12 protein-coding genes and 1 tRNA gene are annotated in these 11,681 nt (G+C 57.4%); 3 read left to right on the top strand and 10 right to left on the bottom strand.

Features of this window, described 5'->3' with window-relative positions:
* Window positions 1-123: 123 nt before the first annotated feature.
* From BKN05_RS11000 to BKN05_RS10965, 8 genes are all read right to left on the bottom strand, one after another.
* Window positions 124-1,431 carry an anaerobic C4-dicarboxylate transporter gene (locus BKN05_RS11000; protein ID WP_286688661.1) on the bottom strand — a complete coding sequence of 436 codons (1,308 nt, stop codon included), beginning with the start codon at window positions 1,429-1,431 and terminating at the stop codon, window positions 124-126.
* 351 nt (window positions 1,432-1,782) lie between these two features.
* A complete protein-coding gene (gene aspA, locus BKN05_RS10995; RefSeq protein ID WP_225746942.1) occupies window positions 1,783-3,342 on the bottom strand; it encodes an aspartate ammonia-lyase in 1,560 nt (519 codons plus the stop codon).
* 109 nt (window positions 3,343-3,451) lie between these two features.
* Window positions 3,452-4,297 carry an ATP phosphoribosyltransferase gene (hisG, locus tag BKN05_RS10990; RefSeq protein ID WP_225746941.1) on the bottom strand — a complete coding sequence of 282 codons (846 nt, stop codon included), beginning with the start codon at window positions 4,295-4,297 and terminating at the stop codon, window positions 3,452-3,454.
* Between the two features lie 29 nt (window positions 4,298-4,326).
* Window positions 4,327-4,590: a phosphoribosyl-ATP diphosphatase gene (locus tag BKN05_RS10985; protein ID WP_198493055.1), complete on the bottom strand. Its 264-nt coding sequence runs from the start codon at window positions 4,588-4,590 to the stop codon at window positions 4,327-4,329.
* A gap of 52 nt (window positions 4,591-4,642) precedes the next feature.
* Window positions 4,643-5,308, bottom strand: a complete 666-nt coding sequence (locus tag BKN05_RS10980; RefSeq protein WP_225747382.1) for an HAD family hydrolase — start codon at window positions 5,306-5,308, stop codon at window positions 4,643-4,645.
* A 184-nt stretch (window positions 5,309-5,492) separates the two neighbouring features.
* On the bottom strand, window positions 5,493-5,876 hold the full coding sequence (locus tag BKN05_RS10975) for a hypothetical protein (protein ID WP_198493056.1): 384 nt from the start codon (window positions 5,874-5,876) through the stop codon (window positions 5,493-5,495).
* Window positions 5,877-5,900: 24 nt separating this feature from the next.
* Window positions 5,901-7,139: a cysteine--1-D-myo-inosityl 2-amino-2-deoxy-alpha-D-glucopyranoside ligase gene (gene mshC, locus BKN05_RS10970; protein ID WP_286688660.1), complete on the bottom strand. Its 1,239-nt coding sequence runs from the start codon at window positions 7,137-7,139 to the stop codon at window positions 5,901-5,903.
* A 25-nt stretch (window positions 7,140-7,164) separates the two neighbouring features.
* Complete coding sequence (locus BKN05_RS10965) at window positions 7,165-8,019, bottom strand: undecaprenyl-diphosphate phosphatase (RefSeq protein WP_286688659.1); 855 nt, start codon at window positions 8,017-8,019, stop codon at window positions 7,165-7,167.
* A 66-nt stretch (window positions 8,020-8,085) separates the two neighbouring features.
* Between BKN05_RS10965 and BKN05_RS10960 the strand changes: the two genes are divergently transcribed.
* Together BKN05_RS10960 and BKN05_RS10955 are read left to right on the top strand one after the other, a co-directional pair.
* Window positions 8,086-9,132 (top strand): NHL repeat-containing protein, encoded by a 1,047-nt coding sequence (locus tag BKN05_RS10960; RefSeq protein WP_286688658.1) that lies wholly within the window; start codon window positions 8,086-8,088, stop codon window positions 9,130-9,132.
* A 4-nt stretch (window positions 9,133-9,136) separates the two neighbouring features.
* A complete protein-coding gene (locus BKN05_RS10955; protein WP_286688657.1) occupies window positions 9,137-10,252 on the top strand; it encodes a quinone-dependent dihydroorotate dehydrogenase in 1,116 nt (371 codons plus the stop codon).
* A 90-nt stretch (window positions 10,253-10,342) separates the two neighbouring features.
* Here BKN05_RS10955 and BKN05_RS10950 read toward each other — a convergent pair whose 3' ends face one another.
* Both BKN05_RS10950 and BKN05_RS10945 read right to left on the bottom strand, forming a co-directional pair.
* Complete coding sequence (locus tag BKN05_RS10950; protein ID WP_286688656.1) at window positions 10,343-10,735, bottom strand: hypothetical protein; 393 nt, start codon at window positions 10,733-10,735, stop codon at window positions 10,343-10,345.
* Window positions 10,735-11,274 (bottom strand): YbhB/YbcL family Raf kinase inhibitor-like protein, encoded by a 540-nt coding sequence (locus tag BKN05_RS10945; protein WP_286688655.1) that lies wholly within the window; start codon window positions 11,272-11,274, stop codon window positions 10,735-10,737. Before BKN05_RS10945 ends, BKN05_RS10950 begins: the two co-directional genes overlap by 1 nt.
* A gap of 227 nt (window positions 11,275-11,501) precedes the next feature.
* Between BKN05_RS10945 and BKN05_RS10940 the strand changes: the two genes are divergently transcribed.
* A tRNA-Leu gene (locus BKN05_RS10940) sits at window positions 11,502-11,587 on the top strand.
* The last annotated feature ends 94 nt before the right edge of the window (window positions 11,588-11,681 follow it).

The following is an 11,681-nucleotide window of genomic DNA, read 5'->3' as shown; positions in this document are numbered from 1 at the left end:
CACGCGCTCAACAGCAGCATCCTTAACATCCTTCGGAGTCCAACGCGTCACAACTACCTCCCGGTCGAAGTGGCGCATTCACCCCTTGACAGCACGCCCAGGGTTGGTTTTATCCTCCTTTAGTTATAGGAGGACGAAACCGAATGCATAGCCCAAGAGGACCGAGAGCACGATGCTGACCGTACCTGGAATCAGGAATGGGTGGTTGAATACGGCCTTGCCAATACGAGTCGAGCCGGTATCGTCCATTTCTACTGCTGCCAGCAACGTTGGGTAGGTTGGCAGGATAAACAGTGCAGACACCGCCGGGAAGGCAGCGATTGCGGTAATGGGGCTTACTCCCAGAGCAAGGGCTGCCGGCATAAGGGCCTTGGTCGTAGCTGCCTGCGAATACAGCAACGCTGCAGCGAAGAATAGCACCACTGCGAGCAGCCACGGCGAAGACTCAATAATGCTGCCGGCCATAGACTGAATATCGTCCATGTAGTGGTTGATGAGGCTGGTGCCCAGCCAAGCCACGCCCAGCACACAAATGCATGCGGACATACCGGACTTAAAGACCGGGGTATTCAAAACATCTCCCGCTGGGACCTTCGTCATCATAACGATGATGGTGGCTGCGGTGAGCATGACCGTCATAATGGCTTCATTGCGCGGCAGGGTCGGCTCAGCGATAAGACCTACCTGCTCCGAGGTCAGGGTGGCCCACGCCATCACGATGACGATGGCTACCAAGAACACGAGAACAGACGCCTTGGCACCCTTCTGCGGCGAAAAGTTCGCTGCGCCGAGTGGTTCCTTGACCAAGCCTTGTGCCTTGCGCTCCAGGTAAACCGGATCATCTTCAAGCTCTTTGCCAAACTTATTAGCAATCCATGCAGCTGGGAAAATAGACAGGAATGTTGCCGGGATAACGACCGCCAGTACCTGCAAGTAGCCCACCCCAGTTGGCTCCAGCAGGCTAGCAAGCAACACCACAGCTGCCGAAATAGGCGAAGCACAGATTGCCATCTGAGAGGCAACTACCGCGATGGACAGCGGACGTGAAGGGCGAACCTTACCCTCTTTGGCCACCTCGACAATTACAGGCAGCGTGGAAAACGCTGTGTGACCAGTGCCGGCAAGAACCGTCATTAGCCACGTAACAACTGGCGCGTAGAAGGTGATCCGCTTTGGGTTTTTGCGCAGGAATTTCTCCGCAATGTGCACCAGATAGTCCATACCGCCAGCTCGCTGCATTGCTGCGATAGCAGCGATGACGGTCATGATGATGCCAATGACATCGAAGGGGATGTCTTCCCTAGTAATGGGAACGCCGGTGAGCCCCAGTGCCAACACACCGAGTCCGCCGGCCATGCCGATGCCAATTGATCCAATTCTCGCGCCCAAAACGATAGCGGCGAGAACGATGACTATATGAACAATAACCATGGACGTACTCCATACGCTCTCTATGCAAACTACGGGCACGCATCTCTATAAGAGTGCATGCCGTCCTCAACATCTTCTATTTTGCACCCGCTGTGGTGATTTATTCATTTAAAATGCCTGTTTGTGTTGATTCCCACATAAACTAAGGATTTCGCTATAAAATGACCGGTATTTTAAGGTGCATTGTTCCTGGATAGGGCCGTAAAAGATTAATTCGAATGGTGCTCCCCCATCATGCAAAATCCCCGCAGCCTCCGCCTGCTTTTCATCCCAGTGAAGTAAAAGTGGCGGCGACTGCGGGGTGCCTTTTGCGCGGGCGCTATGCCCTGCTGCTCCTTAAGAGTTGTGGGCTTAGTCCTCGTCGATGAAGAGCTGGCCTCGGAACTCTGGGTGCATGAGGTTTTCTACGGACAGAACCTTATTCAAGGTTGCTTCATCCAGCAGCCCCTTCTCCAGGACGAGTTCCTTGACGCCCTTGCCGGTCTCCAAGGACTCCTTAGCAATCAGATCACCATTGTGGTGGCCGATGAATGGGTTCAGGTAGGTGACGATACCAATGGAGTTCTCCACGTAGGCGCGGCACACATCCGCGTTGGCGGTAATGCCAGTGACACACTTCTCACGCAGAGCATCGACGGCGTTGCCCATGATGCGAATGGACTGGAACAGTGCTTCGCCGATGACTGGCTCCATGACGTTGAGCTGCAGCTGGCCTGCCTCAGCGGCCATGGTGACGACGTGGTCATTGCCGAAGATCTTGAAGCAGGTCTGGTTTACAACCTCCGGGATAACCGGGTTGACCTTACCCGGCATGATGGAGGATCCGGCCTGACGGGCAGGCAGGTTAATCTCAGCCAGGCCAGCGCGTGGACCGGAAGACAGCAGGCGCAGGTCATTACAGATCTTGGCAAGCTTCATTGCTGCGCGCTTGATGGTGGCGTGCAGCAGCACGTAAGCGCCACAGTCAGAGGTTGCTTCGATGAGATCGCGAGCGGTCTTCATCTCCAGGCCGGTGACCTCAGACAAGGCTGCGGTGACTTGGTGACGGTAGCCAGCCGGGGTGTTCACACCGGTGCCGATTGCGGTTGCACCCAGGTTGATCTCGAGCAGGCGGCGCTGTGCATCGCGCAGCAATGCCTGCTCCTCGTTCAGGTTATTGGAAAAGCCCTTGAACTCATCACCCAAGGTCATCGGAACAGCATCCTGAAGCTGAGTACGGCCCATCTTCAGGATGTCCTGGAACTCATTGCCCTTGACCTGGAATGCGGCACGCAGACCATCCATGCGCTCAATGAGGTGATCAACTGCTGCGTGCAGACCCAAGCGGAAGCCGGTCGGGTAAGCATCGTTGGTGGACTGGGACATGTTCACATCATCATTCGGGTTGATGATGTCATAGGAGCCCTTCTCCTCACCGAGGTACTCCAGTGCGAGGTTGGCAACAACCTCGTTGGTGTTCATGTTCAGCGAGGTACCAGCACCACCCTGGAAGACGTCCAGCGGGAACTGATCCATGCAGCGACCCTCTTCTAGGATCTGGTCACAGGCCCAGATGATGGCTTCAGCCTTCTTCTTGGGCAGTACGTGCAGGCGGCGGTTTGCCATGGCGGCCGCCTTTTTGACCTGGACCATGCCGCGAATGAAGTGCGGGATGGTGTTGATGGTCACGTAAGAGATCTGGAAATTCTCCATCGCGCGTACGGTGTGCACACCGTAGTAAGCGTCAGCGGGTACCTCCAAAGAACCAAGAAGGTCGGTCTCGGTGCGAGTCTTCTTGCTGGAGTTCTTCGGTGCCTTTTGCTCGGCCACCTTCTGCTGTGCGGCGTGAGTGGAAGTGTCAGCTTCCTTCTTCTTCACGTCCTTTGCTGCAGACTTGGTGACCTTTTCTTCTTTCTTAGAGGACTTTGCCATGATGGCTCGGCTCCTTTGCCTGTCGAGACTTATATTCGAATGAGTAACCTCAACCGCTAATGTTAGCCGCGACTGAATCTATTTGGGCCGACCCAGAAAAATCCCTCCCCTAAAAGCGGGCGATACGTAAATCAGAAGCCAAAATTGCTTCCGCGCCAAGTTTGGAAAGTCGGTCCATGACTTGGTTAGCTTGCTTCTTCGGAACCATCGCTCGCACTGCCACCCAGTTCTCACGCGCCAACGGCGACACCGTAGGACCGGTCAATCCTGGAGTAATACCAGCGGCTGCGTCGAGGTTGGATTGAGCGATGTTGTAGTCGATCATTAGATAAGTGCGAGCGTGCAGAATTCCCTGAATGCGGTCGAGAACTACCTGCTCTTCCTCAGTGACCTCTACCCCTGTGCGCTTAATAATTACCGCCTCAGACTCAATGATCGGCTCCCCGAACGGCGCCAATCCTTGCTGGCGCAAAGTAGTACCAGTTGACACGACATCAGCAATAACATCGGCAACCCCGAGCCGGATGGAGATCTCTACGGCCCCGTCCAATCGAATAACATCGGCCTCAATTCCCTGTGCGGCGAGGTTTGCGCGGACAAGATTGGGGTACGACGTCGCAATCCGCCGCCCAGCCAGTTGAGAGATATCCCACTCCTCCCCTTGCGGCGCTGCGTACCGGAACGTGGAGCCACCGAAGCCTAACGGCAAAACTTCATCAAAGTTCGCTTTAGAGTCAAGCGCCAAGTCCCGGCCAGTAATGCCTAAGTCTAAGACCCCGCGGGCGACATAGATGGCGATATCTTTCGGTCGCAGGAAAAAGAACTCGACCCCGTTATCGGAATCCACTACGTTGAGCGCCTTGGAATGCCCGCGGCCCTTGTAACCGGCCTCTGCAAGGATCTCCACGGCGGCTTCTGATAACGAGCCCTTATTGGGGACAGCTATCTTGATCATGCGGTTCCTTCCATCCTGTGGGGTGTTGCCTAGAGGTACTTATAAAGGTCTTCAGGGGTAAGTCCGCGCTTAAGCATCATGACCTGAGTCCAATAAAGCAGCTGGGACATCTCTTCCGCCAGCTCATCGTTGGACTGATATTCAGCGGCGATCCATACCTCCCCGGCTTCTTCGATGATCTTCTTACCGATGAAATGCTCGCCCTTATCCAGCGCAGCAACGGTGCCAGAACCAGCTGGACGCTGGTCGGCCTTCTCGGCTAATTCCGTAAAAAGAGTCTCAAAGTTCTTCACGCCTACCTATTGTTCCACAGGTAGTTAGAGAATGTAGGGGAACTCTAAATTTCTATTGCCGCACCGAAATCTTAGCGAACCACTCATAGACATCAGTGGCCTTAGCTCCCGCGAGGTGCCGCGAATCGCGGAGGCTAGAAATTTCGGTGACCTCGGTCGGTACCTCAACCTGATCACCTTCGGGCAAACCGATAACCGCACAGCCGGCATCAACTGCGGCGCGCATACCGGTTGCGGAATCTTCGAAAACTAAGCAATCCGCGGGATCTGCTCCAATGCGGCGGGCGGCCTCGCGGTACATATCCGGCGCTGGTTTGCCGGCAGGAACCTCATCCCCGCAGATAGTATCGACGAAATAATGCCGCCCCAAAGAATCGATAGCAGCGTCAGCGACATTGCGCTCTGTATTGGTAGTGACCATCATGGGCACGCCATCGGCTTTCAGTTCCTGAAGCAGCGCAGGGATTCCCGGGAAAATCTCCAGCTGACGAGAAAAAAGGACCTTGACATAGTCAAACATTCGGGCGCGGTAACGCTCGCTGTCACCGGGTTGCAGCGTCACCCCCGCATTATTCGCGCAGATTACCAAGGTGGTATCAAAGGTTGCGCCCACAGTAGCTAGGCGTTGGGTGGGAGTAAGCCGCTTGCCCAGCAGTTCTGAAAGATAAAATGTTGCCTCCGCCCAGAGAGGCTCCGAATTGGTGAGGGTACCATCCATATCCCAGAAGATGGCGGCGGGCTTAGTCTGGCTGGAAGCGGCGGTGGGGTGCGGCACAAGAATAAAGCTAGCTTTCTCTGTCGGGAAGGAAATAGTTTCGCCGTCCGCGCTGTGGGCACACGGCGGCAAGAGCCAGCTGCGCAGTTGATGCCAGCTGGCGCTTACTAAGGCGCAAGGGTCAGATCTAAAAGTCCAGTTCCGGAATCTGCGACAGGGCTTCGTCGTCTGCTCCGGTGGCCGCGCTGGCGTTGTAGATAAGCTCAGAGAGCTCTTCCTTTTCCTCTGGCTCGAGAACGGCATCGTGCTGAGCGCGATTAAAATCTGCCAACGTACGAACGGTCTTGGACAAGACGGTGACCAACTGCGGTCCGTCAGGATCGTCCGGAAGAGCATCCAGCCCATCGAGCATCTGCTCAAGGTGGCCGCGCAGTTCTGGGAGGACGTTGGCGTCAAACGGTGCCTCCCAGAACTCCTTTTCATCTTCCTTGAGGTAATCGCCGGTGGCGAAGGACTTCAGGTCACTAATGAACTCATCTACGGTGGGTTGGAAATCAGCGCGAATGCTCATGCTGTAGATACTGCCCTATCTTGCCTAAGCCTGCACGCCGAGGAGCGAATTTAGTGCGGTGCGAACCAAATCGGCCGCGCCGTCCTCGTCCGTGCCACGGTCGGCCTCTGCCCACTCATCCACGGCAGCGAGCGCGGCCGGGGTATCAAGGTCGTTCGCGATTGCGGCACGCAGCTTGGCGACGATCTCTTCGGCCCCTGCCATGCTTCCCGGCTGCGCCAAGGCCTCCCGCCATGCGGCGAGGCGGCGCTTAGCGGCGGCGAGCACCTCGTCGGACCAGTCGCGCTCGTCGCGGTAATGACCGGAGAAGACGCCCAAGCGGATAGCGGAGGGCTCTTCACCCGCTTCTACGAGCTTGTGAACGAAGACGAGATTGCCCAAGGACTTAGACATCTTGACGCCCTCGAGCCCAATCATGCCGGTATGCACATAGAACTGTGCCATGCGGTCTACTCGTAGGGCAGCCTCTGCGTGGGCGGCGGAAAACTCGTGATGCGGGAACTTCAGGTCGCTGCCGCCACCCTGGATATCAAAGGAAGAACCCAAGCGGTTGGTAGCGATGGCGGAACATTCAATATGCCACCCCGGGCGACCAGGCCCAAAGGGCGACTCCCAGGCTGGTTCGCCCTCGCGGTGGGCGCGCCAGATGAGTGCGTCGAGCGGATTCTTCTTCCCTGGGCGGTCAGGGTCGCCGCCGCGCTCAGCAAAGAACGTGCGCATCTCTTCGGCAGAGTAATTGGACTCATAACCAAAGCGCTCGGTGGCCTCGACGGAGGCGTAGATATCTGGGTGCTCGGGGTCGTCTACGACGTAGGCCGCTCCGGCGTCGAGAAGCTTCTGCACCATTTCCACGATTTCATCGATGGCCTCCATGGCGCCGATATAGTCCTGCGGTGGGAAAACAGAGAGCAACTCCATATCGGAACGGAAGAGATCAATTTGAGAAGTGCCGAGCTCACGCCAATCCACGCCGTCACGTTCGGCACGTTCGAATAGCGGATCATCGACGTCAGTGATGTTTTGGACGTAGTGAACCTTCTTCCCGGCATCCAGGAACGCACGGTAGATAAGGTCAAAGGTTAGGTACGTGGCGGCATGGCCCAAGTGGGTGGAGTCATAGGGCGTGATTCCACACACGTACATGGTGGCGGTATCCCCTGCGACCTCTACGGGAGCGATGGTTTGGTTCGCAGAATCGTACAAGCGCAGCTGCGCCGCATCACCCGGCACAGGGCGGAAGGAAGGTATAGGCCAAGAATGCATAGCCACCATACTAACGCGGTGTGCCTTAGAGCGGCTGCAGGACTCCCAATGCCAAGAGGATCATGACGAGCACGCCGACGGGGATGCGGTAAGCGGCGAACCAAGAGAAGGAGTGGTTGCCCACGAACTTTAGTAGCCACGCAATGGAGGCGTAGCCCAGTACAAAAGCGATGCCAGTGCCGACCAGAAGCTGCAGGCCGGAGGCTGCTTGGCCGGATTCGGGAGAAAAGGCGTCGGGAAGCGAGAAAAGCCCCGAAGCCAGCACAGCTGGAATGGCCAGCAAGAAGCTAAAGCGTGTGGCTACCTCGCGGTCCAACCCCAGGAACAGACCACCAGAAATGGTGCCGCCGGAGCGAGAAACACCCGGAATAAGCGCCAAGCATTGGCACAGGCCCATAACAATGGCGTCTTTCATGGTTAGCTCCTCAAAGCCGCGCTCCTTCTTACCCATCTTTTCTGCAGCGATGAAGACAAAGGAGAAGAGGATGAGCATTGCGGCGGTAATCCACAGGTTGCGCAGGGCGCCGCGAATCGCATCCTCGAATGCGTAGCCGATGATGCCGATGGGAATGGAACCCACGATGACCATCCACCCCATGCGCCAGTCCTGGCCACGAGAGGACTTATCGGCCCAGCCGCGGAACCAGCCGGAGAGAATCTGCCAAATCATTGGGGCGAAATAGACCAGCACAGCCAGCTCCGTACCCAGCTGGATAACTGCGGTGAAGGACGCGCCGGCGTCGTTGCCCCAAAAAAGTTCGGAAACAATGCGCAGGTGACCGGAGGAACTTACCGGAAGAAACTCGGTAAGCCCCTGCACGATGGACAAAACAATGACCTGCGCCCAAGAAACAGCGTCAGTTGCGGTATTAGAAATCACCCGCTTCACACTACAGCCGCGCTGGGCTTCGAGTTTTTACAACACGCGCTGTTAGGATTAGTAGCCGTGAAATCTCAATCTGGCTCCGCACTTATCCTTTCCAGTTTGCTGGCGCTTAGCGCCACCGCGTTGGCCGCCTGCCAGCCCGAAGTGGGCGTGGGCGCCGATCCAGAGACCGCGGTCAAGGGCAATGCCACCCCAGCGGCCTCCCCGGCCAAGGCGGATCCGGAAGGCACCGTGGTCGACCTTAAGGGAGATATCACTGACCTTGCCGCCTTTGATGACTCGCTGGCAGTGCGCACCAAAGACGAGCTTCTTATCGGTAACCAGAAGGATTTTGAAGAGAAGAAGGCTACCTCGCTAGACATTTCTGCGGAGTGTGGTGACCTCAGTTCTTCGGAGTCGGGTTTTGTCCTCGCCTGCCCAGATAAGGTTCTCCTCATGGATCCTGCATCCCCGGATTCTCCCCAGGAGATCCACATGGAGGAGGACTCCCCAGTTACCGCCGCCACCCAGCTATCCAGCGGCGAGATCTTTGCCACCTCGGCCGATTCCACCACGGTAGGCATCTATAAGGACGGAAAGCGCGACGGAGATATTGAGGTGGAAGCCGGCTCGGACCAGCTATTGGCCGTGCCCAATTCCTCAGGCGATGACGGAGTAGTGCGCATCCACCGAGAGGATTCCACTATCCAAAACGTGGACTGGACGAATGATCGCGCGGGCGGCCGACTGCGCGTTGGCCAGGGAGTCGGCAGCATCGCGGTGGGCGAAAACGGAGTGGTCCTCGCCTCCGATACCGAGGGCGGCCGCTTGGCCGTCTACACTTCCGATGACGTGGTCCGCCTGCATCAATACGGCAACGTAGAGGGCACCCCATGGGGCGTAGCCTGGGACGATAAGCGCAATCTGGCGTGGGTGAGCGCCACCGATACCAATAAGGCTTATGCCTTTGAGATTGCCAAAGGCGTCCCAGAGCTGCGCGGAGATCTCTCGACCGTGCCGGATGCGCAAAATATTGCCATGCTTGGCGACGGCACCTTTGTCGCCGCCTCCGCCACCGGCCACGGGCTGCAGTTCGTGGACGCCCCGCACCTGAAGAAGGAGTCTTAAGAAGATGACCAGCACTATTGACCAATTGCGCGCGCAGGCCTACCAGCTTGCATTGCGCGGCATGTTCAAGCTCAGTCCGGAGCGGATACACGAGATCATCAATACCGCCTTGAGCGGACTCCAAGCTGCCGGCCCCATCAACCGCGCCTTGGCAAAGATCCTGCCGGTCAACGATCCAGTGCTGCGCCAAGAGGTCTTCGGTGTAGAATTCCCCCGCCCGCTGGGACTTGCCGCCGGATTCGATAAAAACGCCGCGGCTGCTGATACGTGGACTCCCATTGGCTTTGGTTATGCAGAGTTAGGCACCGTCACCGCCCAAGCACAGCCCGGCAATCCTGCGCCGCGGCTCTTCCGTCTGAAGGCTGATAAGGCCATCTTGAACCGGATGGGCTTTAATAATCAAGGTGCAGCAGCCGCCGCAGAAAACCTACGCAAGCGTCGCTACAGGGATGTCATTGGCATCAATATTGGCAAAACCAAAGTCACTCCTGCCGAGCATGCAGTAGAAGACTACCGCCGCTCCGCGTCGGTGTTGGGCGACTTGGCAGATTTCCTGGTGGTCAACGTTTCTTCCCCGAATACCCCGGGCCTGCGCGACCTGCAAGCAGTGGAATCGCTGCGTCCCATTCTCTCCGCCGTGCAAGAATGCACCGCGGTTCCGGTGCTGGTGAAAATTGCCCCAGATCTTTCGGATGCCGACGTTGACGCAGTGGCAGACCTAGCCCTCGAACTCGGCCTCGACGGAATCGTAGCGACAAATACCACCATTTCCCGCGAGGGACTCAAGACCCCAGCCGCCGAGGTAAAGGAGATGGGTGCCGGTGGCGTATCCGGCCCTCCGGTAGCCGAGCGCTCCCTAGAGGTACTGCGCCGCCTCAATGAGCGAGTCGGCGGCCAGCTCACCCTCATCTCCGTGGGCGGCATCTCCACGCCGGAGCAAGCATGGGAACGCATCACTTCCGGCGCTTCCCTGCTGCAAGGCTACACCGGTCTCATCTACGGCGGTCCGGACTGGATCCGCGATATTCACCGCGGCATTGCCGCTCAAATCCGTGCCCACGGTATGAGCAATATTTCCCAGGCGGTTGGCTCCGGTCTTCCTTGGAAGCCCTTGGATTAGTCCAACCCAAGGTTGCTCAACACAAGGTCCGCCTACTTCTCCTGCTGCACGCAGAGGAAGTAGGCGGACCCTTTGTTTCTTCGGTGTTGACTAGGTCTGCGACATGGCGCTGCGCTTGAGGACCAGTGCGCACAACACCGCGAAGCCGGCGTAGAACACGACCCAAAACTGTGGTTGAGTGAATAGGGTATCGCCGGGCAGAAAGCGGCTTGCTGCAATGATCACAATAGCGATGACCAATGCTGTAACCTGCGCGCGGCTTCCCGCCTGACTCTTGCTCATGGTGCTAAAGGCCCCGACGATGACCGCGGCGACAATAATCGCCACTTTGGAATACGTCCATTCGAAATCGGCACCCCAACCATCCGTGAAGACGGAGATTAGCGCAAAGAGCACCAGCACGAATGCGACCACCATGAAGGCGCCGCCGACCCGCAGCGCCGTCGGCGGACTAGGCTGCGGTGAAGTAGAGCTACTCGCCATTACTTCGCCTCGTACCAGCCCCACAAAATGGCGCGGCCGAGAGCGTGGAAATGCAGGTTGAACCCAAGCACGGTCGGCGAAGCATCTGGGTCGATGTCGAGCTTTTCTACGTCGACTGCATGGACGGCATAGAGGTAGCGGTGCGGGGCGTGGCCGGCAGGCGGGTTTGCACCGAAGTAGGTGCGCTCGCCCGAATCGTTGCGCAAGCTAATGACGCCGTCAATCCCCAAGTCCTCGGCGGCACCGGCATTGGTAGGCAGCTCGCTTACCTCAACGGGGATATTGAACGCCGCCCAGTGCCAGAAACCAGAAGCCGTTGGCGCATCCGGGTCGAGACAGGTCACGGCCAGGGACTTAGTGCCTTCCGGCAGTCCGGACCACGCAAGCTGAGGCGATACGCTCTCTGGGGCGCGGAGCTTCTCCTGGAGCTCGTCTCCTTCCACCACATCAGTGGACGAGAGAACGAAGGACGGGACATCGCGCAGCGGTGCGTAAGGATCTGGACCAGGAAAGCGGGAATCATCTGCGTAAGAAGTCATAGACCCATTTGTACCCCACCTCACAAGCCGATGTCGATGTGGTGTAACCTCCGCAGCCTGCATAAATTTTGCCGCACATGTGGAAAGCCCCCAACCAGACTTACAACCATGTATTTCCACACGCCGCTAACGGTAGCTTTTTCACGCCACACGCAGGCGATTTGTAAAGCAAGCCTCGAGCAGGATACAGTATCGGAGTGCCCAGCCGAGAGGCTGATAAACACCCTGCCCGGGTGGCGGAATGGCAGACGCGCTAGCTTGAGGTGCTAGTGTCCTATTAACGGACGTGGGGGTTCAAGTCCCCCCTCGGGCACAATGTGAAGTCTCGAGACATCGTTCCGGTCGGTGTCTCGAGATTTTTCGTTTTTAGTTGCCCCGTTGGGGGCTGAGTTCGTTGTCTTTCTTGT

It is taken from the genome of Corynebacterium sp. S5S1, assembly GCF_001913985.1.
In the GTDB taxonomy this organism is placed as follows: Bacteria; Actinomycetota; Actinomycetes; order Mycobacteriales; family Mycobacteriaceae; genus Corynebacterium; species Corynebacterium marquesiae.
This window is presented reverse-complemented; position numbering and strand designations above follow the sequence as displayed.